Origin of the sequence: Paenirhizobium cremeum (genome assembly GCF_022884085.1) — a bacterium.
Classification (GTDB): domain Bacteria; phylum Pseudomonadota; class Alphaproteobacteria; order Rhizobiales; family Rhizobiaceae; genus Allorhizobium; species Allorhizobium cremeum.
In genome coordinates this window covers 77,744-102,744 of the sequence record NZ_JAGGCS010000018.1, presented here as the reverse complement: position 1 = coordinate 102,744, position 25,001 = coordinate 77,744, and the positions used below count along the sequence as shown (strand labels likewise).

The following is a 25,001-nucleotide window of genomic DNA, read 5'->3' as shown; positions in this document are numbered from 1 at the left end:
CTGAGCGGATAGCGCAGATACCAGGTCACCGCCTGCACGATCAGCCATGCCTCGAAATGCCGCCCTTTGAAATCATCCTTTGACTGGCGCTTCAGCTTCTCGGCAATGGCATTCAGAATCATTTGTGCGCTCCACGATAATGGGAGCGGCAATTTCCTCGCCGATGGTCAACAGCGCGTTAACTACCAAAATTTGCGACAGGCCCTGATTTTCGCTGTTTTGGTCGTCGTTTCGAGTCATTTCTCTATAATGTACAAAACGAGCGGTAATGCAAGATTATCGGTCATTATAAAGCAAAGACAGGTCGTGCGGTTTGTGGCGATATCTATCGCATAAACCGCGCACTCGTTATAGGGTGGCGGTCATGGATTCGCCCGTCAACCCTCTCGCCGCCTCGCCGGTGCTCTCCGCTGCCTTGCCGGGCTGGGCCCTGCCGCGCGGGTGTGAGCTGACGGAGGCGGACGCCGCCTTTGCCGCCGGTATCGCCCTGAAATCACTGGACGATCTGGTTCGCGCCGAACCCGCTTGGGCCGGCTGCTGGCGCGCGCGCCAGGCTCTGAAATGCGCCGCGGCGGCCGTGCGGCTGATGGGCCGCAGCGAGGACGAACACGCATTGCGCGACGCCGTTCTGCTCACCGCGTCCGGCGACGATCCCGGACCCGCCGGCAAGGTGTTTTCCGCCTACAAAAGGGTCGCGACCCGAAAACCCGGCTTTTCCTCGAAGGCCGTCGCCGAACTCGCCGATCTACTGGGGCTGGCCTGGGACGACCGGCTGGCGGCGGCCGTCGACCATGCCGACGGCGCATTGCAGTCGGGCCGGCCGGCACCGTTCGCCGCGGCGGACCTCGTTTCGGCGATATGCAGCGACCGCCCCGACGCCGAGCCGCTCGCCTGGGCGCTGGCCGACATGCTGATCGCCGCGATGCTGAAATGGAATTTTGCTGTGCCGTTGCTGATGGCCGAGCGCTATGGGTCGGCCTTCAAGACGGGCCGCGTGCGCCCGGGGGAGCCGGCCTTTGCCCGGGCCGTCTGCCTTGCCCTCACCGAGGCAGCGGGCGCGGCCCTGCGCACCGCCGGTGATATCGCCCGCCGCGCCGAGACGCTGAGGACCGTGGCGCCAAAGGTCCGGACGAAAGGTGCCGGCGCCGTTATCCAAGCCCTGCTTGACGAGGACGCCGTGCCGGCCTCGGCGCCCGGCAGCAACCTGTCCCGCTGGGCCGCGACCCGGCTGTTCGAACGACTGAAGAGTTTCGGCGCCGTGCGCGAGCTCTCCGGCCGATCGTCGTTCCGGATCTACGGGCTGTGACGATGGCCGGGACGAGCGCGACGCCGCAGCCACGCCGCAGCACTAAAAAGATTCCCCAGGATGATGTCCTGTATGACCGGGAACTGGAGGATCTGCCGCCGGAGCTGCGCTGGCGCGAATGGATGCTGCGAGTCGAGGCGGTGATCTTTGCTTCAGCCGAGCCTGTGACCCGCGAGACGCTGGCGCGGGTGGTCGGAAAGGACTGCAGCATCGATCTGATCATCGACGATTTGCGCGAGGAACTCAGTTCCCGGCCCTACGAGCTGGTGTCGGTCGCCGGCGGCTGGCAGCACCGCACCCGGGTGCGGTTCGCGGAGACGATCCGGGCCTCGACAGCGCCGACGCGAGGAGGGGCGGCGGTGCTGTCGGAATTCGAGGCGATGGTGCTGATGGCGGTGGGATATTTCCAGCCGGTGACGCGGGGGGAACTGAGCAAGATTTTCGGGAAGGAGGTCAGCCGCGATACGATCGGGGCGCTGCGTGCTGCCGGGTTTATTTCCTCTGGGCCGCGCAGCCCCACGCCGGGGGCGCCCTATACCTATGTCACGACGAAGCACTTCCTGTCCGCCTTCGGCATGGAAACATTGCGCGACTTGCCGGACATCGAGGCGCTGGAGGATGCTGGATTGCTCAGTCGGCACGCCGTACAGGCGGAGGCCCCGATGACCGAGGCGGATATCGATGAGTAGTGTAGTAAGGTCAAGGTTTCAGAGCAGTAGTCACCCAGAGACAGAGTCTCCACCCAACTCTTTGCACCTAAGCAGCTTCGCAGGCATGATTGAGGATGCTAGTGGCAAGTGCGGCGCTGTCCTGCGGCACGAAACGACCATGGTGGTGCTGCACGACAGCCGACATATCCTGGAGAGGGTAGCCCGCTAACCTTCCTTTACTGGATGAGGTCACTCGCTTCGAGAACATTTTTTTGGGCGTGTTTCAGTTTTGATGGCAAGAAGTCGATACGAGCATCGAGATCTGCCAGAAAGCTCTCGAATGTTCTGTTGATCTGCTCGATACCAAAGCGCCTAGAATACATCCTGCGGACCTCCTTGTCCGCGCGAGGGAAGATTGCATACCAGGGTATGCCGTCATTTTTCTTACGCAGAGCATACAGTTCCGAGCCGATGTCCATGTCACCGAACGAGTAACCGATAATCAGAACGCAAGTTGAGGAAAATCCCGTCATCGCGTTTTGAAGCATCTTTCGGTAGTCTGCGATCATCTCAAGATAGTCGAATTGGGTGATGACGAGCCCACCCTGACCTACGGGTTGGTTGATGTGGCTCAAGCTGCCGTGAGGTTTAAACAGTGCAGTCTGCCCGGCCATCGGACTGCGGTTGGAACAGATTACGTCAAGGACTTTTCCGGATCCCGCATAACCCAGTTCGATCAGTTGGTCATAGTTGGTTGTGAAAAGCGACGCCGGATTGAGATAGGGGAGCGCGAGATGCTGCCACAGCGGCTTGGAGCAATGGAACGCATCTTGTAGGTATTCGCCTAAGACTGTTCTGCCTGTCTTCGCCTCGATGATGGCGGCTGCGTGTTCCAAGCTCATGAGCCGCAGCGTCGACGGATCGAAATTCCCGTCATCAGCCCGCCATTTGTATTTTTCCCAAAGATCGTTGCGGAGCTGGTACGCGTTAGGCAGGGCTCGCCCTGCCTGATTCAGTGCGCCAATTGAAGCCCCGGCTCCGAGGAAAACCGTGACGCGCTTCTGGAAGGACGGCCAGTTGTCTACCAGATCGTCCATATTGTCGTCTTGAATGACCATGCCGAGCCTGCCGTTTGGTCGCTTGCGCGTAGGTTGCGATTTTGACTAAGTTGATAAAGGATTCGCGGAGAAATGGAAGTATGGTCGAGAACACGGTCGGAGGACGGTATCGCCTAAACAAGAAGATCATTACCGGTGATCCCCTCCGTGGCATTCCTGACCTTTGGATGGCTCAGGACTCCGGCGATCTTTATTATGTTAAGATCTGGAAAAAACGTGGTGGTGACCACGTCGAGATGAAAGCTCTCTGGAACCGAGAGGTTCGAGCCCTCTCCCGGCTTCAAGGCTACCCAGGCGCAGCAGAGCTGTTCGTCAGGCTGCAGGACCTGAACTACGATGACCGGCAATACTATGCTGTGCTGGACGGCGGGCGTCGCGTTCTGTTGTCGGAGGTGCTCCGAGATCGAGCCCGGTCCCCATGGCTCTCAAACCTATATGAGTTAGGCAGAAGGCGACCGCTGTGGGAGGGCCTTCTAAGGATAGCGGAGGCCCTATCGCTCCTTCATAGGGAAGGAACTTTGCATCGGGCGTTATCGCCGGCGTCGATTTTCGTTGACCCCGACGGCGCTGGAGAGTTCAGGTTGAGTGGATTTGAATGGTCGCTCCGAGTCGCTGGGACGGACGGCTCGGCCGCGAAGGTCGCTCGAATGTCCCAGGTCGTGGCGCCAGAGCTCGAGAAGGCGGATGGCGAATATTCCACGGCCACCGATTGGTTCGACTTCGGCCTCGTGGCTGCCGAGTTGTTCGGTGTTTCCGCAAGAACCATCAAGAAGCGCGACGCGATCCGGACGGCGGTGACGGGCCTTCAGGCCCTTCGCGACGGAGAGAAAAGCATCATCTTGCGACTGCTTGAGGAAAACCACGAGCAGCGCTTGGCGACGTCAAACGAGGTGCTGTCGGAAATCAGAAACCTGATCCGGGATCTTTCGGTCGTCAATGCTGGATTCGGGCGTAACCTAGTGCTCTCGGTCAGATTGGGTCCGGGAACAAACTTGTCTAAGTCGATTGAAATCAGCTCGCAACGCAAGGCTAAGGCAGACGAGCCATTCAAGCAGCGCGAGTGGATGGAACAGGATCTACGGGGCGATCCACGAGTTACGTCCAGGAACTTGCCGTATCCTCACTTTGTAATTCGAGGCGAGAAGCTCGAGTACAAGATCAAGCCTTGGCGCCTCAACACCCTCGAGACCTGGGATATTGGGTATTGCGAGTCCGTTGAGGCAATTCCGCGGTCTCTAGTTGACGACCAGTATTTCAGTCTGGGACAGCGGCGCCTTGAGATCATCTCATACCCTGACGTGCGGAAGACCTACCAGACTATCCGAGACCGAAGTGCGCCCTGGAATAAGGTTTTTTCCTTCTCGGGAAGCAAGCGTGAGATCCAGCCGCACCTCAAGCTGGTTCATGACTTCTTTAGGGTGACACAGCAGCTAGATACCGTTCTTACCGCGGCCAGGATCTGCCCGGTTCAAATCATCAGCGTCCACCATACTCAACAAGACACCACCATCGTCGTGACGCCGCGAGAAGAGGCGAATAGAAACCTGCTGGCACAGCATCTGGGATTGGCGAGACCGTCGGAGCAGTTGAGAGACTGGTTCAAGCTCGGTGCGGAATTTGTCGGGACAGACGATGACGACGACCCTAACCGGGATACCTACTCGCTCCTGGAGCGAAAGATGGTCGATAGCGAAAGCAGCCAGGCGGACTGGCGATTTCTGGCATCGAGCCCAGAAGCGGACGGTCCGCAATACTTTTTCAGGGCCTCAGGGAATTTTCCGGTACGACCCTCCTTGATGTACCTCGCTCGCAATCATGGTGGAACGATCGCACAAATCAAGCGAAGGTACGAGGCGATCGAGGATCTTCGATCACACGAAAGTCTTCTTAGATTGCTAGGGGATCCGCTAGGAACAAGTCGTCCTAGTGGGGATCAGGAGCCAAAAAAACGGACCCAGATCGAACTGGACGGATCAAAGAACGAGGCCTTGAGGCGGCTCTGGGAGACGCAGCCGTCTTTCGCGCTCCAGGGACCTCCGGGAACCGGGAAGACGACGCTGATCAAGGCGTTCGCGGATCGTCTCTTCAACAGTGATACGTCGGCTCAAATCCTGGTGACGGCGCACTCGCATCATACCGTCGACGACGTCCGGAAGAAGCTCAGCGAGCTGTTTCAAACGATCGAGGAGGACAATAGGCCAATCCTCTTAAGACTAGGTCCCAAGGAGCCGACCGAACACGATGTCGGGCCGGTGACCCAGTCGATGGTTCGTCGGCTGCAAGCCAGCGAACTTGCTGGCCGGGTTCCTGAGCGGCTTAAATCAAGACTTGCGGCTCTGATGCCGGACGCCGCTCTACACGACGAGGCTGCCGACGTCGAACTGCGTACCATGCAGATGCTGATCCAGGACGCTGCGAACGTCACGTTCACAACGTTGAATTCGCCGGACCTGGCCGATCTTTCTGAGAGGGGCCGTAGATTCGACTGGTCCATTATCGAGGAAGCTGGAAAGGCGCATGGCTTCGATATGGCGGTGGCGTTGTCCGAGAGCCATCGCCTCCTGCTCATCGGCGATCACTTTCAACTCCCTCCCTTCAATTCCAAGATATTCAAAGATCTTCTTGGTGATGCACTGAGGGTAAAGCGGGCGATCGAAACTGGCGAAGAGTTTGCACCGCGACTTGTCGATAAATCCATCGTCGATGATGAGGAGGGAGCTGGGTCCTTCGAGGAGCGGTGCGACCAGTGGAGGCGAATGGTCGACCTCTTCGGCCGCATCTTCCAGAACAGTTTGGATGAAAGTGGCACGCGCGGTCCCGCTGCAACACTCACCGACCAGCATCGCATGCACCCTGATATTGCCGACCTCGTTGGCAAAGTCTTCTATCCCGCCGACACTCCCACCGAAACGATCCTGTCGTCGCCTCAGGAAACGTATGAGAAATTCATCGGCGATCCTCCATTTACGATCCTCAAAGACTCCTGGCTGCCGGCCCAGCGCATCGTCTGGTGCGACGTTCCCTGGAAGCAGAAGGTCGAAGACGCAGAAGGTGAAAAGGACGGGATATTTGAATCTCCGTCTGAGACTCGCGCAGTCGTTGACGTTCTTTCGCAACTTCGTGCGCGAGGCGACACTCCCTGTGAAATCCAAGTACTATCCCCGTACAACCACCAGCTCTCTGCGATCAGAGAAGCGGTTCTTGTGGAAAAAAGGACAGGGCTTCTGGAGCATATGTTCTCCTCCCCGTTCGACCTCAGTCATGGCAAGCGGATGGGCGCGACCGTTGACGAATTCCAAGGCAGCGAGGCAGACGTGGTCATCGTGAGCCTCGTTCGAAACAATCCGCTAGTACCTTGGAAGAGCGTCGGTTTCCTGAAGGAGGCGAACCGGATGAACGTGTTGCTGAGCCGCGCCAAGCAGAAGCTGATCATAGTCGGCAGTTGGGATTTCTTCAAATCGCGTTGTACCGAACACACTTCGCCCGACGAGGAATACGCATACATCGGCCGCCTCATGCACCGAATGGAGCAGGCGCGTGAGTCGGGACGCCTTGGATGGGTGGAGGCTTCGCGATGAAAATCTTGTACCTGCCTGTCTTCCGTGCGGCGATCGGCTACCAGGTAAGCTTGGGCAGGAGGTGGAGCCTCCTTGACCACATGCTGCTGGTGGAGTTGAAGACAAATCGTCGATCACTGTCGGACATGGCCGCGCTAGCCAATCTGCCGCCGCGGTTGGTAATTGAATCACTGATCAATCTGTTGCGCTCTGGTTGGATTGAAGTCCGATCCAGCGGGGAGCATACGTTGTTCACGGCGACGCCCGTCGGCGCGAAACGGGCGGAAGATGACGAGCTGCTCCCTGAACTAAGGAGAGAGACCCGTTACGCCTCGCTATGCATGGACCGCGTGACAGGGACATGGCTTCGTACCGATGATCTCGAACTGGTCTATGAACCGGAATTGCCCGAAGACGCCGCGGTTATCGACCCTATACACTTCACCTTGAACTACGACGATCCCGGCGTCCGAGATCTCATCTACCTGAATTCCAGCGAAGGCTTTGATGGCTTCCTGCCTGCAAACAGAGCGCCGTCGCGAACGTATGCACGTATCGTCCTGACTTTCGACGAGGTGCGTCGTGGGCTTCCAAGTTATGCACCACTGAAGCTTCGAGCCGAAATCGAGACGGCCGCGTCGATGGTCTCCGACCTCGATATCGAAGACGACGATCTAACGTCCTGGACAGAAATGCCTGATATGGCTCGCGAGAACGTTTCTGCGGACAGTATCATCGTCGGAGGGCCAGAGCACCTGTCCGCACTTCAGGCAGCTCTGGAAGCGAGCAAAACCCACATCGTGATCCACTCCTGCTTCCTTCATCCTGAAGTGGTCAGGCGGCTTCTTCCCGATATCGAACGCGCCGCCAGACGGAAGGTGCGGATTGATTTGCTGTGGGGGCTGCATTCCGATCCAGAGTCGCCGGAAAAGCCGCGACCCATTCAGGAAACAAACCAGGTTCTGGATACGCTTTCGCCGAACGTTCGATTGCGGGTGCAACTATCGCCGAACTCTTCCGGCTCCCACGCAAAGGTGATCGTCTATGATGATCGGACGACAGGGAAGTGGACGACCATCGTAGGAAGCTGCAATTTCCTGTCGTCGTGGTTTACCGCCATCGACGTGTCGTTCAGAACAGTGAGCCCTAGATTCGCATCAGAGATTTTGAGCCATTTGATTTCCGCTCAGCTACCTGCGTCGGGATCGTGGCCCGCAGTCGTACGAAGATTAAATCGCTGCTGGAACTCGATCAAACTTATTTCCCGCCGGCACCAGGAGGTTGGAACTCACGCCTTGAACCTGATAGCCGATGGCGATCACTACGCCTGCGTCACCATGGCGCGCGACCGGTCGAGGGAAACCGTCGTTCTCGGCTGTGATCTGTTTGGCCTGGCGGCAGAAACATCGGTTTTAGTGCCACTGCAACGTGCAGCGGAACTGGGTAGGAAGCCGTTCCTATTTTACCAGCGCCCAAGCAAGGGTCTCGTCGAAAGCGGACGAGTTCCGGATGTGGGAGAAATCCTCAAGAGGGGAATGACGATTGAGCAAATCCCCGACCTACATGGCAAGTTTCTTGCCTGGGACAAGGACGCGGTTGCAATAACAAGTTTCAACTGGTTATCGACCGTCGTCGATGGCGCGAGAGTAAAGGGCGCTGAACTTGGAGTTCTTATCAACGGACCGGCCGTGGCTGACATTCTGCGCGGAAAATTAATGAGTCTCGGCCTAACGGTTACTCCCGCCTTGATGGAGTGATTATTGTTACGGACGACGTCGAACCCTTCATGACCGATGAGTTGTTGTCTTACGGAGCGCGTGGAGGCTCCGGTCAAGAATAAGTTCGGGCTGTTGCCGCCGTCGACATTGTCCGCGATCGCGGTTTCCCGCAACGCGGGCTTCGGGACCTACTCGCCTACGCACGACGGAGAATAGCGGACTTGAGGTTCGCTTCCTTTCCGGCTGTGTGTCAAACGGAGTGGTCACGGCCCTCGCTAACGAAACGAAGGGCTTTCTCGAGCTTGTGATACCAATCCTCGGACAATATGCTGGCGGTTCGATCCTTGGTGACACGTAAACTGAGCTGCTTTCGAAGTTCGGCGTGGTCCGAAGCTAGCACCTAGCGTTGCCTGCGTTTACGACAACGCGGAACGTCGCTTCCGTGGTCTTCTTGAGGAACAGATCAGTGGTCGCAATAAGGCGTAAGATGTCGTCGCTGACTGTCTCCACACTAGCGCCAGGCTGTACGAGAATTACCTCGAACTCGACTTTCGACTTGCGGGCTTTCTCACGGAAGTACGCCATTTCGCGATGGCCGCCCTTCAAGAACCTTGTGCTGCCGGATGCAGCCCAAAGCCGCTCGCGCCGCTGTAAGACGCCGACCAGCTTCGCAATACCTTTGTGCTTGGTCGAGATGCACTTCTGCGCCTGCCCGCAGACGACGTAAAAGTTGTCTATGATGCCTGAAACCCGGGCGCCAATTGCACCCTTACAGTGGACAAGCGTTAGCTTTGTGGTGGTTTCGTCGACATCCTTGAAGCAAACTAGATCACCAGCCTCGCCAGGACCATCGTCGTTCAAAATCAGACCATATTCGTCATGAATGTGCTCGAAGGCGCGGTATTGGATGGTTTGGGTGTTGCCAGCTTTTCCCATGGACTCGCTGTTGAGAGGAATATTCGAGAAATCCCACGCCTCCAGCTGATCTTTGGGATAGAGACCCGCCTGCAAATTTGTGGGAATGTGATAGCAATTGTAGGAATGAGTGCCATCCGCGTAGCGGATGATGACGGGATCGCGCTGGAGGTATTGCTCCAGCGGTTCTGCGGCCTTGGTAACCTTCTGGAATGAGGCCTTCGGCCCGGACTTATGCTGATAGGCGTAACCTCCCGGGAGCCCTGGTGAGATTTCGAGCCGATATACGGACCTGACGTCCTCGGCTTCGAAGCCGATGCACACCGTGCCGTCCTCCTCAACGGAGTCTATTTCGACATCGACCTCGAAGAGCTGCTTCTCAACGCTCCCGAACAGTACGAACTGCCGCTCCGCGAGGCTAAGCTGTGCTTGCTCACCCCACTCAGCAGAGATCGCGTGAGATGGGTGAGGTGCGAGCAGCTTCTGGGGGCGAAGAAAGCCCTTGATGATATTGGTGACGTCATCGTCGTCTGACGTAACCTTGCCCCATGTGGATTTGGTCCACTCGACCCAGTCGGCAACGGAGCCTGATTTGCGCTGCTGCCAGACCTTGCCTTTTCGCTTGGCACCTCCCCACAGCACGCGTTCACCGTCTTCGTAGCCGACACAGGCGATGTTGTTTAGTTCGGCCTCCGATTTATCGATGTGGCTCAGTCCCTCGGTGACGTTCGTGCCGAAGTAGGTCGTGAAACTGATAGCTCCGACGCGACGCGAGCCTAGGTTCTTGACCAAAGGAAGCTCGACGCCATTGAGGATATTGAAGATGGCATCGCCGCCGAAGAGTTCGGCGTCCTCTCCAGCGACCGCTTTTGCCATTTGCTCGGTGCGCATACGAGCGTAGTCGCTCGCATAGAGCGACAGGACCTTCTGGCCAGCGTCCCATCGGGCAATAATGAGGTCATAGAGGTTGTTTGCTATATTCTGGTAGTCACCCCACTTTACATCCTCAACATGAGCGACGACAGCGATGAGCAGCTTGTCTTGTTCGTCGAGCGCATACCAGCTTTCGGCGTCGCGAGGGAGCGTTTTGGCATATTCCAGCGGCGTCCAGACATGGCATTGGGTCTTGTAGAACTGGGTGGAGATAGCGGGTCGTAGGTTCCACAGAGATAGCTGCGCGGCGAGATCGCCAGTCTGTTTCAACCGCTCAATAACCTCCTGAAGCTGTAGCTCGTCGGCGATACGCTCTTCACTCAGACGACGAATGAGTTTGTCCCAATCAGCACCCTCAGCATACAGGCCGGCGAGCTTCCGCTCAGCTTGAGGGTCGGCAATGTTGGTGATGACAGTAGCATCGCCAACGTCCGTTGGGCCTTTGCGCGTAAAGCGTCCAATAAATTGCAAGGTAATCGCGAGTGATTTGTGGGTATCGTGCAGCGCGGCAACTTTGAGCTGGGGGAAGTCAAAACCTTCGCCGAGCATATCCACGCAGACGATAATTCGCGAACCTGTGTCGCGCCGGTTCCTGAGCGCCTTCAGTGCCGCACGGTTCTGACTGTCGGGGCGATCTGAGTAAACTTTCACCGGATGAAGGTCTGCCGCGATCTGCTCATATATTGCCGCGAGAGCATCAGCTCGCGCTTGAGTCTCAGTGCGAGCGAGCAAAATGTGGTCGCGGTTCAAATCTAGATCACGGCGAAGGGCTGCGACGGCGGCATTGGCAACGGCAAAGTCGCGAGCCTCTTGGTCGCCGTACTCTTCAACGGTCCGCAACTGGATCTTCTTATAATAGCCAGCACGCTGCGCGTCGCCGAGCTTGTAGTTGAAAATGATCTTGCCATCGACGCGCTTCTCGTCCCGTCGAAACGGCGTTGCCGTGAACTGGATGACGCGTTTGGCGTCGAAACGATCGCGTACCGATCGCCAAGTGTTGGCCGTGATGTGGTGGGCTTCGTCGACGAAAAGGTGCGAGCAGCCCTGCGCGAGGGCGGCAACGGCTTCTGGATGGGAAGCATCGAGCGAATTTGGAAGTGTGATGAAGACGTTCGCTTGCTTGAGGAGCGCCTCAGCTTCGTCTGCGCTGCGAATACCGCCGGCGATGACGGCGACGCGCGGGCCGGCCAGTTCCGGCGGGATTGCCAATGCCGTAGGCAGATAACCGAGTGAGAGGAACTTGTCCTCTATTTGGTCGCGGAGAGGAACGCCAGAGACCAGCACCAGTGTATGCTCCGGGCGAAGGTAGACCTGCGCCGCCAACATGGTCTCTGTCTTGCCCGTTCCCGTCGGTAGGACGACCGTCGCGGGCTCGAATGTCTCTCCGACTGCGAAGTGCGCGGCAATGGCATGAAGGGCACCGATCTGAGGGAGACGGAGCCCCGGCTCGTCGTTATCTCCCTCCAGCCGGAAGCTGAACTGATGAGCCCAGGTGTCGAGCAGCTTTTCTGGTGTATTGGCACGATCCAAGAGGACTTCCGCCCGATCCCAGCGCAGCGTCAAGGATGTAGGCGGGTTCGCTCGGTCGAACTCCTCGACGGATGTAACGACCGGCAAGCTGCTCGGCCGCCGTTTCGCGCCTTTGTGCCGGAGAAGCAACTCGTCATAAGGCGGCTTGAGGTCGGTACGAATGATATCGTGCTTCGCAACTTGCGAAGGATAGATGCGGGCGCGCACGGTCGCGCCCCGAAATACTATTTGGCGAACAGTGAAGCGCCCAGCTTTTTGACGTAACTCCGGCAGAGGTGGCAACGTGACGATGCCACGCCAATCCTCGAACAACCCCATTGTTCCCTACTTCCCCACAACATGGCCGCGCTTAAGTTCCCTATAGTGTCGGCAGCAGAAGCTAAGCCCGATCAGTAAAGCTTTCAACCTATGCGCGTTGCTTTTGAGGGCGGCAATGCTCGCAGGCTTGCTCAAGCTGCCCAGTAGGGCACATATCGCGCGTTGCGCTTGCCTTGATCAGGATCGGCAGGTGCGATGCGGCCGAGCTTAATAGATTCGGCGATGACGGCGGAAACGGCCTGATACTCTTCCGGCGCCAGTGAGAAGCGTTCACGGAGAGTCGCGTTGCTCATGTAGTCATGGGTAAGCCAGCGTATGACGCAGTGGAAGAAACATGCCCGCAACTTCTCGGCCTTCGACATCTGGCCGAAGGGCTTCGGCGCAAACAGCACGACCCGCATCGAATTCTCAGACGAGATGAAATCGGGAGCGGGCAGGTGCTGCGCTTCGATTTCGATCAGAGTCTTGTCAAGGCCGCCGCCGCGCTCCTCGCAGAGTCCGAAGGAACGCATCGTCGCAGCGAGTTTCTCGTTTCGCGAACGGCGCTCATCGAGAATGCGATCGGTGCTGATCAAGGAATTGCCCGGATTGGTGACTTCGATGCGGTTTTCATAGATTTCGACTACGGGACCGACGCCGGTTGCCATGAAATCCTGGTGTATGAGAGCGTTGGCGATCACTTCACGAACGGCCGTTTCCGGGAAATGCGGCACCATACGTCGGACGCCGTCGATGTATCGCTCTTCTTTTGGAAGCCGCTCCATCAGAAACCGCATCATTCCTGTAAAGCCGACGGCGTATCCCTTCTTGCCCTCCTGCTCAAAGTCTGAGCGAAATTTGTCGCGACCGGTGTATTTGACGATGCGAACTGTCTTTCCCGCGATGGAAGGAAAGACAGTGACATCGCGCGCCAACATGATTGCCCCCAGGTTGGTGATGTCGAACCTTCCCTCGAGATTATCGAGCAGAAAGCCCGCATCGATCATCTTTCGAATGATCTCTTGAGAATTCTTCGGCTTTGGCTCGCCCGTCAGATCATAAATCGGGTCGGGGTCGAGCGTGGCGAAGACATCGTCGGCCGTGACATTCGATGACGCGACGGCGGTTTCGAAGCGCCGGCGGCCGGTTGCTATCCAGAGCGCGCGTTCGTGCTCAGGAAACTCGGCGAGCTTTTTCTTGTTTTCGCCGATCCGGATAAATTCCGTGCCGGCGAATTTTACAGGCCGTTCATAGGACGGCTCGATAGCAACGACCGAATAGGTCAAGCCATCGCAGACAAAGTCGAGAACCTCAATGAGCACTCGCGGCTCGACCATTCGTGCCAGCCAGTTGGTGAAATCCTCATTGCCTTGTTTGAGTTGCTGCAGGCGAAGCTCTGTGCCAACCCTGTTCCTCGTACGGTCTTCGATTCCGAATACAAGGAAGGCGCGATCTCGCCCCGCTAGCATTGCCGAATTTGCAAGCGCCGACACGTATTCCCCGATTTCGCGTGGATCCTTGTTGTTGACCTTGAATTCCAACCATGCGCTTTCGTTGGGTTCTTCCAGCAATCGGTTGAGAAGTGCGCAGGGGTCGTGAATCGGCATGGTGATTCCTCTTTTATCCCCCTTATATCAGATTCGGTTGGTTCAGAACCTATTTCCAGCGGAAGCCGTGGAGAATTGCAAACAAAAACAAAGCGATGCCGAGTGGCCTTCGACGCGGATTTTTATCCGCGTTTTGATGGAATGGCTTACGGCGATCGCTTTGCAGAGAGCGAAGACAGTCGTTAGTTTTTATCCTGGTTTTGTCAGAATCTGGCCTTCCTACTCCATCTGATATGAGTGAAAACAACAAGATAGGGGCCAAAAAGAAGAGCGGGTTATATCATGCCGTAAGCTTGTTCGCCGGCACCAATGCCGGGGCGTGGCCTGCTAAGGCCAGCTGGCAAACGAACCCAAAATTGCTGATGAAGCCGCGATATGCTGAAACGCCTTGGTCGTGGTAAGCATCCGAAATGGGATTCGGGGTTTTTATTCATCGTTCAGATTCGATTTACGACGACAGCCCGGCGGAACAGTATCAGTTCCCGAGCCAGTATCTCGGCCGCGTGCAAGCCTGCGTCGGAGATTGGATCATATACTACGAGCCGCGCAAGGTTGCAGCGACTCGCGGCTACTTTGCCGTCGCAAAGGTCGCTGAAGTCATTCCGGATCCAAAGGCGCCCGGCATGTATCTGGCGTTCATCGAACTCGGCAGCTACCTCGATTTCATCAATCCTGTTCCGTTCAGTGGGCCGGACGGTGTCATAGAGAGAGGGGTCCTGAATGACGAGGGCCGGATTTCCGGTAGAGCACAGGCCGCAGTGCGTCCGATATCCCCGGCGGATTTCAATCGCATCGTGTCGATTGGCCTCGATGAGCGTCAGCCTGAACTGCCTCGGTTGGATGAACCGGGGGTAACGCCTCCTGCCGACGGATTTGAAGACGGAGCTCAGGCGCCGTTCAAATTTGAGCAAGAGCGCGAGCGGATCACGCAGCTTTCGTCGCGGATCGTTCGCAATCGGCTGTTTCGCCGGCTCGTTTTGCAGGCCTATGATAAACGGTGCGCGATCACGGGCCTGAAGCTCATCAACGGGGGCGGGCGTGCGGAAGTCGATGCCGCGCATATCCGGCCTGTGGAGGCAAACGGCCCCGATACTCTCGGCAATGGCATCGCCCTTTCAGGCACCGCACACTGGATGTTCGACCGCGGGCTGATCGGCCTCTCGGATGAGCTCGAGATCCTGATCTCGCGGCAGGCCAACGATCCGGCAAGCATCCAAGGTCTGATTAACAAGACTGGAAGGGCGATTGTGCCGTCACGAACGTTCGAGCGGCCACACCCTCATTTTCTCCAGTGGCATCGCGAGAATTGCTTCAAGCACTGACTTTTCGGCGGGGGGTAAGTGCCAGGCAGTTCGATTCACATCCCCAGCACTTGAAGTCCAAGTTACAGCCCTTTGATCGCGACAGTCGCACCTGCCAGGTGAAAATGTACGGGCCCATCGGAAGGCTGCAGAAGAATTTTGTCGCTGACTGATTTCACTTCAACGGTTGTCGCAGCACACTGATTTTGCGCGAGTTTTAGCTCGTGCTGATCTACTGTCCTAACAGTTACCTCAACGTCAACAAGGCCATTGTCTCGGCGCGTGATCTGAACCGACGCGCCATCTGTCGCTGTAGCGGCATCGGCGGAGACGCGTTCAGGGCTCTCTTGACGACAAATCATGTAAGGGTGGTCTCTGAAGCTCTCTATGTTACCCTTCCTTCCCGTGGCATCGACATGAAGAAAACCGACCAAGATCTCCTTGTCATTCTGAACTACGGTCACGTGGATGCTATCGCTTGCTTCAACAACTGCTGGGAGCGCGCATGCCAAACCGATTGCGAAAAGGAGTGTCTTCATAGGCTGTTTTTCCAAAGCTGAACAAGAATAGAAGCCCATAAGGCATGAAATGCATTTCCGAACCATTGCTGCAATTCGTCGCGTTTGACATGTGAGGTCACATTTCTGTTCCCCATGGCAACAGAGCCGAAACCACCTCTCTGCTGACGATGTGCCTGTTGGCGGAATGATCATAATCGGTATCGCCCGCCGCCATTTCACTACTTAGCCGGGTTCCGCTGGGTATGATCGCATGCAGGATACTGATTGCACCCCATAAACCGACTATTGTTACGGGCTTTCCTCTCGACAAGCTGTCCGACACGGCATTTGGGACATTGATGTAGAGGATCGCCATCGATGGTTTCGAACCGCAGATTGTCGCCGGCGATTTCGGACAGTTCGCGGATATATCTGGACGGCTCACGGCTATTGGTGAGTAGGAACACACCACGACTTGCGCGCGTCAACGCAACGTAGAAGAGGCGACGCTCTTCGGCAAATTCAAACGTCTCCGGTTGCGGCATGACCAGATTGAGCAGCTCGTCATCCTCGATCCGGCTTGGCACTCCGTAGTCGCCTTCGCTGACATCGAGCAGGATCGTATAGTCGGCCTCGAGCCCCTTGGCGCGATGAAATGACAGTCCCGAAACCTCGATGTGCTCGAATTTTGGCGGTGCCCCCTTCAAAGGATCAAGTTGGTTATAGCGCCACAACACCATGACCTTGAGCTTCTGGTGCTCGTCGCTCCGCCATTGCCCCGCTATCCCCCCAAGGAAGGTATCGAGTCGCTTCAGCAATCGCTGGCAGGCGTCAGCGAAATCAGGTTTGCCGCGATCACCGTCTATCGGAACGACCCGGATCGATCGCGCAATTGCCGGGCGCGTCGAGCGCACCGATTTCTTCAGTTGAGCGGCATTGCGCTGCACGAAGCTGGCAGCCGTGTCGGCGATGAACTGGTTGCAGCGATAGGTCTGCTCCAGACGACCTTGCCAGCTTGCCCCGAAATTTGCTTCGAACTGCGTGAAGATCGTAATGTCCGATCCGGCGAAGCGATAGATCGACTGCCAGTCGTCACCGACGGCAAAGACCTTTGTGAACGGCTTCTGGTGCTTCAGCGCCTTGATCAGTTTCGCGCGCGGCTCGGAAACATCCTGGAACTCGTCGACGAGGATCAGGGAATAGGGGCTCTTATACTGCCCGGTCTCCACGAACTGCGTGGCATTGGCGATCATCGAGTCGAAGTCGATGCGGCCGGCTTCTTCCAGCTTCCGGGAATAGGTCTCCGCGATCTTCCAGACGACCTGTGCAAATTCCTTTGCGCGGGTCCGGTCGTGGAGCGATTTGGCGCGCTCCAGCAGCATGTCTAGGGTCAGGTGGCTGGCGCGGATGTGTTTGGTGCAGACGGCAATCAGCTTGTGATAGTGCTTGATGACAACGGGCTCGAGGGCTTTGACGATTGCGGTGTAGCTTTTTCGTTCGAGCGAAATGTTTCGCTTCCGAAGCTCGGCTTCGAGTGCTGCAATCAACGACCCATTGCTCGCCTGCGCCGACGTCGTCTGGAAGACATCCATCCCAGCCTTGCTGTAGCCGGCCAGCTTGTTTTCGGCATGGGTGACGTAGTCTCTGAAGGGCGACGAACCATTGCCGTTGATGGCCAAGTGCTCGTGGATCGTCTTGCTGGCGGGGTAATAGAAGTCCGGATGGACGTAACGGATCTCGCCGTTTTGCTCTTCGATCGCGATCTGGCGTTCGTACTCGAAATCGACGGAATTGAGCCACAGCCAATTGACGATCGTCTGCTCCTGGAGCGACTTAACGTAGATGCCGGCCAACGTGCCGATGGTCGCATTGCCGTTCCGGCGGCGCACCGACAGGTAGCGATCATAGTCCTCCCTCGAGCCGAACTCTTGGGCCGGAATGTCCGCTTTCGGATGAAGGACAAGGATGTTGACCCAGAGCTCGGCGAATTCCGCATCCGATCGCAGCAGTTCCTCGATGATCCGTTCGATGATCTTCGCTTCGCCGGCGGGGTGCTCAACCCAATCGGCAAGCTGTGGCGGCCGACCGTCGACCTCTTCGATAATGCCGCGACCGAGCGCATGAAACGTGGTCACCTTGCATCCGAGGTCTTCCGGACCGATCGCCAGCTGCCTGCAAATCCGTTCTTTCAGCTCGTCGGCGGCGCTCTTGTTGAAGGCGAGCACGAGCACCTCTTCCGGCCGATAGAGCTGCTTGTCGAGAACATAGGCGACCTTGCCGACCATGGTCGCGGATTTGCCCGATCCGGCTGAGGCGACCAGCAGATTGTTGTCCTCCAGGCGAATGCATGCCTCGCGTTGCTGGTCGGACAATGACCGGCCGTCCAGATTGTCGAAGAACGATCGGTATCTCGACAGCTCTGCCGAAACGAACGCGTCATTATATCTATGCCGCACATCCGGATCGGTGATGAAGGCGAGCGACTGGGGGAGCGCCGCTTTCAGGGCAGGCGGCATCAATTCCGGATCGAATAAAGGGTGCGAAAGCGCGGCGGTGGCTTCACCGGCTACGCTCGCAATGGCCCGGCCAAGGTCGGCTTGGGCCAGATACTGTCGCTTTCCTTCGGTGATGGCCTGCAGTTTCGTATCCACCTCGCTCAATCGGCCGGTGTCTGAGCCGATCAACTCGAAGAGGTGGTTGTTGATGAAGCTGTAAAGATCGGCCGCCAACCGTGTCGCGGCTTCTTCTCCAAGGCAGGAAAGGTTATGGATCCGGTCGCGCGACCGGACTTCGACGGTGTGCCACAGCAATGCCTTGCTGACGGAAATGGCGACGACATCCAGACAGGGAAGTTTGACCGCGTCGCCGACTTCAAGACGTATGGATGCGGGCGAGGACGCGGTCAGCGTCATCTTCCATTTTCCTTGAGGAAGGAACCGTGCAAAAAATCCAGGCCGGTATGTTCGAACACGATCAGACATCAGGGCTCACGCACTACCAGCAAATTCAGTCCGGCAGCCATGCGCAATCGACCCATTCCCGTTCGTAGCGCTTTGCAAAATCCCGCATCTCCCGTGGATTGGCCTCAGGTGTCAGGCAAGCGCGGGCGCAGGTCGTGACCACGTCGCGATAAAAGGCCGGCGAAACCGGCCGGATGCCCTCGTAGTTCATGATCAGTTCGGGAAGGCGTTCCGTGACCGCCTCGCCACGGGGCGCCATGACAAGGGTTGGTGGTGTCCCAAACGCATTGATCAAGACGTATCTCCAGCTCGGGTCGGCCTGTCCCTGAGCGGGAACGAGTTCGCAAGGGCAGGCATCACCGCCCCCGGAAATCTCCTGATAGACCGCTTCGACGGCCTGTGCCTTTCTGGCGATCAGGACGTAGGGACCCGCAGGCGTGTAGCCGCCCATCCGTTCGTCGTATTCGATGCCCAATAGGCGTTCTAGGTCGAAGCGCGCCGACCGGTCGAGGGTGGAACGCTCCGAGATGAACCACTGGAGTTGGCGCAGGGTGATTCCAGCGGCCGCAGCGATCTCCTTCGGCGGATTGGGCCAGCAGGCGACCAGGTTTTTGGCGATTTCGGGCACGTTGTCATACTCGTCGTAGGCCGGGATGTCGTCATCGTCATCGACGTCTTCGGATGGGTCCGATCCCGAATACAGCCACATCCTCCCGGTAAATCCGTCGTGTTTGAAATAGCGTGGCCGATCGGGTGGAAGCGAGGTTTCCCAGGACGACAGCCATGGACCGGCTTCCCACGCCACTTTATCGGGGAGAATGTCTGCCGGTGGTCGCATCGGCAATTCCAGCCACCGTTCGATGTTGTCCTCGAGTTTTCGGTTGCCGAGCCCGCGGGGACCGCTGCCTGCTCGCCAATCGTGATCGTCATGCGCATCACGACAAAGCGCTTCGACGGATGCGGCCGCAGACCGATCGACCGGATCATGCCTTTTCCGCATCCACAGGGAGGCGTCGTGCGCCGAGCGCAACGATGCCGGAGCCGCTTTGTCCTTCGGGTCGGCAACCTCAAGCCGGATGCCGATCTTGGCAATATCCGTCGCCAATGATGGGTCGGCCCGTTCCACGTAGCGGTTCACACGCAGAACATCCGGCAGGCCGCGCAGACCCTCGGCGTTTCTCCATGCCGTCAGCAACACGTCGCGCAATGATTTGCGCTTCTCCATCGTGGAGAACGTCAGCCAGCGGATCGGCAGGCCGGCAACGGTAAGTCCGTAAAGTACGATGGGGTCAAGCCCATACCGTTTGGCGTCCTCCAGTCGTATCGGGTCGCGAACAGCCACGATGCCGTCCTGAGGGTGGTGGAATAGAAATTTTGCGGTTGAGACATAAAAATGATGTTCGCGGATCGGCTGTTGCGCCTGATTGTCCATGGCTATGCTCAAAATCGTCAAATCATTGTCCGGCATCCTACGATTTCGACGGCGCTGTCCAAAGCAGTTCTTTGCCTCGAATAGTGCTTGTCCGCAGTTCCCCCGCCGCCGCTGGCTCTGTGCGATGTGCACCTGATCGGTGGCGTCGTTGCTTGCGTCTATGCCGATGCGTATTGTGGCCGGCCATGCCGCAATCGGATCGGAATAGAATGACCTCACAACTCGACTTCTTTGCAGCTCCTGTTTTGTCGGCCACCACGAAGGTGGCCAAGCCGCAGGCTGTTGCTGGAAGTCGGCAGGATAACATCGGTTCTGATGACGAGGCCATGGCCTGCCATCTGGAAGCGACCGGCAACTATCGTGTCCTGCGAAAGCTTTCGCCCCGACCAGTTGTCGAGCGCGCTCGGTCCGAATTTTCACGCCAGGGCGTGATCCTCGACACCGAAACCACCGGCCTCAACTATCGCTCCGACGAAATCATCGAAATCGGTGTGATAGCCTTCAGTTTCAATGACGCAGGCGAGATTGGTGATGTCACCGGCGTCTATGGCGGACTTCAGCAGCCGACCGTTCCCATCCCAGCCGAAATTACTCGGCTGACCGGCATCACCGATGACATGGTCGCCGGTCAGGTGATCGACATTGCGCGCCTGAAATCCCTCATTGAGCCGGCCGACCTGATTATTGCCCACAACGCCGGTTTCGACCGTCCCTTTTGTGAAGCCTTCTCGCCGATCTTTGTTCACAAGGCCTGGGCCTGCTCTGTGTCCGAGATCGACTGGTCGGGACGCGGCTTCGAGGGAAGCAAGCTCGGCTACCTGATCGGCCAGTCGGGCTATTTCCACGAAGGGCACCGGGCTGTCGACGATTGTTTCGCACTATTGGAGGTGCTCGGACAGACACGGTCCGGTTCGACCGCGGCGCCATTCGCGGAACTCTATCAGGCCAGTCAGCGGTCGCGGGTCCGCATCTACGCGGAAAACAGCCCATTCGACATGAAGGACCAGCTCAAGACGCGCGGCTATCGCTGGTCCGACGGTTCCGACGGCCGCCCGAAATCCTGGTGGGTTGAACTGCCCGAAGAGAAGCTCGACGAGGAACTGCATTTTCTGCGGACAGAGATTTATCGCTGGGATGCCGATCCACCGGTCAAATATCTGACCGCGTTCGATCGCTTCGGGGCTGCTTGAATGGTCGGGAGGCGCGATGACGACCATTCTGGGGATTGATGCAGCCTGGACGGCGACACAGCCGAGCGGTGTCGCGCTGGTTTCCTCCATGGGTGGCGATTGGCGCCTGATCTTCGCGGGGTCGTCTTATCGTCAACTCCTGGCCCACGCCGATGAGGGGCCGATCTCCACGTCCCGCCCTTCCGGTTCGGTCGCAGAACCCGCGGCTCTTCTCGCCGCAGCTGCAAAAATCGCTGGAGCGCCTGTCGATCTCGTGGCCGTGGATATGCCTCTGTCTCGTGAGCCGATCGCAGCGCGGCGCGTGTCGGACAATCTGGTCTCGGCAGCTTACGGCGCCCGGCACTGCAGCACCCACACACCGAGCGCGATCAGGCCCGGCAAGATCAGCGATGGTTTGAAGAGCGGCTTCGAGTGCTGCGGGTACGGACTGCTGACGCGGGAGGTTAGCGCGCCGGGCCTGTTGGAAGTCTACCCGCATCCGGCCCTGGTCGAACTGATGCGCGCCGAAAAGCGGCTGCCTTACAAGCAGGCGAAGACGCGCAACTATTGGCCAATGGAAACCCCCGTCAGCCGGCGCAGCAAACTCTTCGAAACCTGGAGCGCGATCGTCGCCAGCCTCGACCTGGAAATAAAAGGCGCTTCCGAGATATTGCGGCTACCTCCGTTTGAAGCTCCATCATGGCAGTTGAAGGCGTTTGAGGACATGCTCGACGCGGTCATTTGCGCGTGGGCCGGCATATGCGTTTTCGAGGGAACCGCCGTGCCGTTCGGCGACGACACGTCTGCGATCTGGATACCCCAATCGGAGCTTCTGGCGTCGCGGCGGGGTCGGCGATGATCGGATTACTGGGGCAATGGATCGAACACCGCCGAGAGCTTCGCCGCCGCTGGCAGGAAGACGCCAAGCGACTGGCCGCAGCCGACCCGGTCAATGCCTATTATGAAGCGCAGCGAAGAGCTGCACGCAGCCGGGCGCAAGGGAATGCCGCCGAATCCTGGCATTGGGCCAAGGTCGCCAGCGAAGTCGCCCGCATCGAGCCGCGTGCCGAGATGGACTTCGAGGTCGTCAAGGCCATCGCCGATCAGGAAGCCGCCGGTCGCAGCTGAACGGCTGAACGGCGGATAACGCACAACACTCTGGCCGCGGCGATCGCTGTGCCGCGAGTGAACGATCTGTGCCGGAACCCCCCGCCCATCCGAAGCAAACCAATCCCGCTCTCAGATGATGGCGTCCTGGACCAGGTCCGGATCTCCGACGATCAACCCGTTGAGGGTCCGCTACGCACGCGTGCGGCCGCTCGGCTTCGCCTTCGCGGTGATCGCGACCGTCCCCGGTCCTTCGAGGAGCCATCGAGCGGGATCGGCCCGCTCCGGACGGAGGTTTCTCACATGGCACAGGATCTTGCTCTCGCTCAGTCTCATGCCTTCGCACTTGCCCGCACCCTCATGGTCCCGGTCACGCTGTTCAGGTCCGGCGACGAATTCGGCGTCGTCGTCAGCGACGAAATCGACGCCGAGGACGATCTCGACATTATTCACGAATTCGACCCCTACGATCGCCGGCCGGCTCATTGAGCCGGCATTTCCCTTCATGGGTGCCGCTTGCGAGCGGCAGGCGGCAAGGGAGGCTTCGCCGCGCCTGGCACGGGCCGTCGGCGCGAAGGTGCAGATCTGCAGATTGCCAGCCACGCCCTTGCCCCCTTTGCTCTTCGCGGACCGGGGCAGGCGGTTCCGCAAATTGCGGGAAGAGAAAAAGAGGACAAGAAAGGCGGACGCGAACGCGCCGGCAAACACATGAGAAAAGAAGAGCTGGAGGACCTGCGGGACCGGGTTCCGTGCGGCGCCCTGCTGGAGCAGGCGGGCTTTGCGGTGGACAGGCAGGAAAGCACACGCAGGGCCGTCAAATACCGGCGGGGAGCGGAAATCGTCATCGTCATCCATGAGGGGCGGGGATGGTTCGATCCCCTCTCCGACGCGAAAGGCGACGTCTTCAGCCTGGCCGGGCACCTCGACGGTATAGCCTTCATCGAAGCGCTCGACCGCATCGCTTCATTGGTCGGCTTCGTGTCCAGGGAGCCGGTCTGGACCCCATCCGTGGGCGCGTCCATTCCGTCCAGACCCATTCAGGACCGATGGGAGCAACGCCGCAAACCATGGCGAGGCTCGATGACCTGGCGCTATCTGCGGGAGGAGCGCTGCCTGCCCGAGGCGATCATTCGCGACGCCGTGCGGCTCAACGTGCTGCGGGAAGGCCCGCATGGCAGCATGTGGGCCGCCCATCTCGATGATGAGGGCGTCGTCACCGGTTGGGAGGAACGTGGCCCCGACTGGCGTGGCTTTGCAACCGGCGGAACGAAGGTCCTCTTCCGGTTCGGTCCGATGGACGCCTTGCGACTATGCGTGACGGAGGCGGCGATCGACGCCATGAGCCTGGCCGCCTTTGAAGGTGCGAGAGAAGGCAGTCAGTATCTCAGCACCGGCGGGGGATGGTCGCCGGCGACAGATGCCGCGCTCTGCAAGCTCGCCGCGCGTCTCGGCGTCCAGCTCGTCGCCGCAACGGACGCCAATGGCCAGGGCGAGACCTTCGCTGGCCGGCTGCGCGACATCGCCGATGCGGCCGGTTGCGACTGGCTGCGTCTCATGCCGCCGGTCGAGGACTGGAACGACGCGCTCAGGGCGCGGGAGAAGGAAAAGAAGGAACGGAAAAGGGAGAGAAGCGGAAGAGGCCTGCCGCATGCCCGCCGGCCGCGTCAAGGGTGAAGCTTCGCCCGGCTGAAGCCGGCCCTTGACCCGTCCGGACGGAGAGGCGGCCTTGGGGGAGGGGTCAGGAAGGGCTGAAGAGGAGATGGCGACCATGAGGTTCCGCCGCGCTTTCGCCCCGACGAAGGCCAAAAGGAGCCCACTCATGACCCTCTCTCCCATCCGCAAAGTCTTTCAGGGCATCGCCGACCGGCACCAGATGTTCCGCATGTTCGACCGCCATGCGGGACGCCCGAACCGGTGGGCGGACGACGACGGCGGGCTTTACCGCGGCGAGTGGTTCGAAATCCGTGAGCGTGAACATGACTATATGTTCGAGATCCTGCCGCCGCTCTGGATGCGGGGCGACATGTTCGCCATGCGCGAATTCCTCACCGGCTCGATCACCTCGATTTTCTTCACCCTGTCGATCGACGGCCGTATCCGGCATTTCCATGGATATTGCGACGTGGCCGACAAAGGATCCTGCGAGCGTATGCGTGCCGCGATCGTGGAGCGCGAATCCCGTCCCGTCCGGGCAATGACGCGCGAGGAGCGCCTCGAGCATATCTGGTCGAGCACGGCCGACGATTATCGCGGCTATGCCGGCGAGCGCTGGCCGGAGGCCGATCGCGGCAAGCGCACGGTCATGTTCTTCGCCAAGCCAGGCGCCACGACATGCAAGCTGCTCGACCACCTGACTGACACGGAGATCGCGGCAAAGCTGCCGGTGCATCTGCGTTACCTGCCCGACGCCCTCGCGGCATGAGGAGGGCGGATAATGTTCACCTTCTCCATCGCCGAAATGCGCGCCGTGCTCGATCGCGGCCGCGCCGACGCTGACGCCAATGGCGGATATCGCGTTCCCTATCAGGGAATATCGCCGGAAACAGACGCCAGACCCGGCCTGTGGCTGGTCGGTGATGAGGGCGTCTACCTTCTCTCGAACGGCAAACTCGCCGAGGGCCAGCGCCCGTTCGTCGTCTACGCCGAGGAATGCGACCCGAAAACCAATCCCGACACTTGGCACTACAAGCGCCGACACTTTGGCGGCGATGACGGCGTCGAGTTCATCGATGCCGTCGAACTCGAACGGCTGACGGCGGCCGCGCCGGACGCGACGCATCTTCAGATCACCATGGACGACACGTCCCTATCCCTCAGCCTGATCCGCCGCTGACCGCGGCGCTTTCGCCTCACCCACCCAATCTCGCGCGACCGAACCGCCTGCATTGCCGGCGGGCAAAC

At 58.7% G+C, this 25,001-nt stretch carries 18 protein-coding genes and 1 pseudogene; 12 read left to right on the top strand and 7 right to left on the bottom strand.

Annotated elements, in window-relative coordinates; translation table 11 throughout:
* Positions 1-122, bottom strand: a pseudogene (locus J5N58_RS23670) (IS6 family transposase); the annotation flags it as partial.
* Between the two features lie 242 nt (positions 123-364).
* On the opposite strand from J5N58_RS23670, the gene J5N58_RS23665 reads away from it, so the two are divergent.
* On the top strand, positions 365-1,306 hold the full coding sequence (locus J5N58_RS23665) for a DUF1403 family protein (protein WP_112831969.1): 942 nt from the start codon (positions 365-367) through the stop codon (positions 1,304-1,306).
* A gap of 2 nt (positions 1,307-1,308) precedes the next feature.
* On the top strand, positions 1,309-1,995 hold the full coding sequence (gene scpB, locus J5N58_RS23660) for an SMC-Scp complex subunit ScpB (protein ID WP_112831968.1): 687 nt from the start codon (positions 1,309-1,311) through the stop codon (positions 1,993-1,995).
* A gap of 197 nt (positions 1,996-2,192) precedes the next feature.
* Here the strand turns inward: scpB and J5N58_RS23655 are convergent, their stop codons facing one another.
* Positions 2,193-3,074 (bottom strand): SIR2 family NAD-dependent protein deacylase, encoded by an 882-nt coding sequence (locus J5N58_RS23655; RefSeq protein ID WP_112831967.1) that lies wholly within the window; start codon positions 3,072-3,074, stop codon positions 2,193-2,195.
* Positions 3,075-3,154: 80 nt separating this feature from the next.
* Here J5N58_RS23655 and J5N58_RS23650 point away from each other — a divergent pair, with 80 nt between their 5' ends.
* Together J5N58_RS23650 and J5N58_RS23645 are read left to right on the top strand one after the other, a co-directional pair.
* Positions 3,155-6,652 carry an AAA domain-containing protein gene (locus tag J5N58_RS23650; RefSeq protein WP_244713385.1) on the top strand — a complete coding sequence of 1,166 codons (3,498 nt, stop codon included), beginning with the start codon at positions 3,155-3,157 and terminating at the stop codon, positions 6,650-6,652.
* The gene (locus tag J5N58_RS23645; RefSeq protein WP_162708414.1) at positions 6,649-8,388 is read left to right on the top strand and encodes a phospholipase D-like domain-containing protein; all 1,740 of its coding nucleotides are present in this window, start codon (positions 6,649-6,651) and stop codon (positions 8,386-8,388) included. Before J5N58_RS23650 ends, J5N58_RS23645 begins: the two co-directional genes overlap by 4 nt.
* Before the next feature lie 354 nt (positions 8,389-8,742).
* Here J5N58_RS23645 and J5N58_RS23640 read toward each other — a convergent pair whose 3' ends face one another.
* The gene (locus J5N58_RS23640; RefSeq protein ID WP_112831964.1) at positions 8,743-12,045 is read right to left on the bottom strand and encodes a DEAD/DEAH box helicase; all 3,303 of its coding nucleotides are present in this window, start codon (positions 12,043-12,045) and stop codon (positions 8,743-8,745) included.
* A 131-nt stretch (positions 12,046-12,176) separates the two neighbouring features.
* Entirely contained in the window at positions 12,177-13,631 is a 1,455-nt protein-coding gene (locus tag J5N58_RS23635; RefSeq protein WP_112831963.1) for an ATP-binding protein, read from the bottom strand.
* A gap of 410 nt (positions 13,632-14,041) precedes the next feature.
* On the opposite strand from J5N58_RS23635, the gene J5N58_RS23630 reads away from it, so the two are divergent.
* The gene (locus tag J5N58_RS23630; RefSeq protein WP_112831961.1) at positions 14,042-14,953 is read left to right on the top strand and encodes an HNH endonuclease; all 912 of its coding nucleotides are present in this window, start codon (positions 14,042-14,044) and stop codon (positions 14,951-14,953) included.
* 62 nt (positions 14,954-15,015) lie between these two features.
* Here J5N58_RS23630 and J5N58_RS23625 read toward each other — a convergent pair whose 3' ends face one another.
* The 3 genes from J5N58_RS23625 to J5N58_RS23615 all read right to left on the bottom strand — a co-directional run bounded on the left by J5N58_RS23625 (position 15,016) and on the right by J5N58_RS23615 (position 19,956).
* Complete coding sequence (locus tag J5N58_RS23625) at positions 15,016-15,471, bottom strand: hypothetical protein (RefSeq protein ID WP_244713375.1); 456 nt, start codon at positions 15,469-15,471, stop codon at positions 15,016-15,018.
* A 200-nt stretch (positions 15,472-15,671) separates the two neighbouring features.
* Positions 15,672-18,344: a UvrD-helicase domain-containing protein gene (locus J5N58_RS23620; RefSeq protein WP_244713366.1), complete on the bottom strand. Its 2,673-nt coding sequence runs from the start codon at positions 18,342-18,344 to the stop codon at positions 15,672-15,674.
* A gap of 94 nt (positions 18,345-18,438) precedes the next feature.
* The gene (locus J5N58_RS23615) at positions 18,439-19,956 is read right to left on the bottom strand and encodes a hypothetical protein (RefSeq protein WP_244713364.1); all 1,518 of its coding nucleotides are present in this window, start codon (positions 19,954-19,956) and stop codon (positions 18,439-18,441) included.
* A gap of 77 nt (positions 19,957-20,033) precedes the next feature.
* Between J5N58_RS23615 and J5N58_RS23610 the strand changes: the two genes are divergently transcribed.
* The 7 genes from J5N58_RS23610 (at position 20,034) to J5N58_RS23580 (ending at position 24,933) form a co-directional block, all read left to right on the top strand.
* Positions 20,034-21,014: a 3'-5' exonuclease gene (locus J5N58_RS23610; protein WP_112831824.1), complete on the top strand. Its 981-nt coding sequence runs from the start codon at positions 20,034-20,036 to the stop codon at positions 21,012-21,014.
* Positions 21,015-21,030: 16 nt separating this feature from the next.
* A complete protein-coding gene (locus J5N58_RS23605; RefSeq protein WP_112831822.1) occupies positions 21,031-21,852 on the top strand; it encodes a DUF429 domain-containing protein in 822 nt (273 codons plus the stop codon).
* A complete protein-coding gene (locus tag J5N58_RS23600) occupies positions 21,849-22,121 on the top strand; it encodes a hypothetical protein (RefSeq protein WP_112831820.1) in 273 nt (90 codons plus the stop codon). Before J5N58_RS23605 ends, J5N58_RS23600 begins: the two co-directional genes overlap by 4 nt.
* Positions 22,122-22,403: 282 nt before the next feature.
* Complete coding sequence (locus J5N58_RS23595) at positions 22,404-22,589, top strand: hypothetical protein (protein ID WP_112831818.1); 186 nt, start codon at positions 22,404-22,406, stop codon at positions 22,587-22,589.
* 219 nt (positions 22,590-22,808) lie between these two features.
* Positions 22,809-23,774, top strand: coding sequence for a DUF3991 and toprim domain-containing protein (locus J5N58_RS23590; RefSeq protein ID WP_112831833.1), 966 nt, complete (start codon positions 22,809-22,811; stop codon positions 23,772-23,774).
* 145 nt (positions 23,775-23,919) lie between these two features.
* A complete protein-coding gene (locus J5N58_RS23585) occupies positions 23,920-24,522 on the top strand; it encodes a DUF1419 domain-containing protein (protein ID WP_112831831.1) in 603 nt (200 codons plus the stop codon).
* 12 nt (positions 24,523-24,534) lie between these two features.
* On the top strand, positions 24,535-24,933 hold the full coding sequence (locus J5N58_RS23580; RefSeq protein ID WP_112831816.1) for a DUF3085 domain-containing protein: 399 nt from the start codon (positions 24,535-24,537) through the stop codon (positions 24,931-24,933).
* Positions 24,934-25,001 lie beyond the last annotated feature (68 nt).

Coding starts and splice junctions, on each gene's coding strand:
- scpB (WP_112831968.1), top strand. CDS start 1,309: ATGGCCGGGACGAGCGCGACGCCGCAGCCACGCCGCAGCACTAAAAAG.
- J5N58_RS23655 (WP_112831967.1), bottom strand. CDS start 3,074: ATGGTCATTCAAGACGACAATATGGACGATCTGGTAGACAACTGGCCG.
- J5N58_RS23635 (WP_112831963.1), bottom strand. CDS start 13,631: ATGCCGATTCACGACCCCTGCGCACTTCTCAACCGATTGCTGGAAGAA.
- J5N58_RS23645 (WP_162708414.1), top strand. CDS start 6,649: ATGAAAATCTTGTACCTGCCTGTCTTCCGTGCGGCGATCGGCTACCAG.
- J5N58_RS23610 (WP_112831824.1), top strand. CDS start 20,034: ATGACCTCACAACTCGACTTCTTTGCAGCTCCTGTTTTGTCGGCCACC.
- J5N58_RS23590 (WP_112831833.1), top strand. CDS start 22,809: ATGAGAAAAGAAGAGCTGGAGGACCTGCGGGACCGGGTTCCGTGCGGC.
- J5N58_RS23600 (WP_112831820.1), top strand. CDS start 21,849: ATGATCGGATTACTGGGGCAATGGATCGAACACCGCCGAGAGCTTCGC.
- J5N58_RS23580 (WP_112831816.1), top strand. CDS start 24,535: ATGTTCACCTTCTCCATCGCCGAAATGCGCGCCGTGCTCGATCGCGGC.
- J5N58_RS23605 (WP_112831822.1), top strand. CDS start 21,031: ATGACGACCATTCTGGGGATTGATGCAGCCTGGACGGCGACACAGCCG.
- J5N58_RS23620 (WP_244713366.1), bottom strand. CDS start 18,344: ATGACGCTGACCGCGTCCTCGCCCGCATCCATACGTCTTGAAGTCGGC.
- J5N58_RS23595 (WP_112831818.1), top strand. CDS start 22,404: ATGGCACAGGATCTTGCTCTCGCTCAGTCTCATGCCTTCGCACTTGCC.
- J5N58_RS23650 (WP_244713385.1), top strand. CDS start 3,155: ATGGTCGAGAACACGGTCGGAGGACGGTATCGCCTAAACAAGAAGATC.
- J5N58_RS23625 (WP_244713375.1), bottom strand. CDS start 15,471: ATGAAGACACTCCTTTTCGCAATCGGTTTGGCATGCGCGCTCCCAGCA.
- J5N58_RS23585 (WP_112831831.1), top strand. CDS start 23,920: ATGACCCTCTCTCCCATCCGCAAAGTCTTTCAGGGCATCGCCGACCGG.
- J5N58_RS23630 (WP_112831961.1), top strand. CDS start 14,042: ATGGGATTCGGGGTTTTTATTCATCGTTCAGATTCGATTTACGACGAC.
- J5N58_RS23665 (WP_112831969.1), top strand. CDS start 365: ATGGATTCGCCCGTCAACCCTCTCGCCGCCTCGCCGGTGCTCTCCGCT.
- J5N58_RS23640 (WP_112831964.1), bottom strand. CDS start 12,045: ATGGGGTTGTTCGAGGATTGGCGTGGCATCGTCACGTTGCCACCTCTG.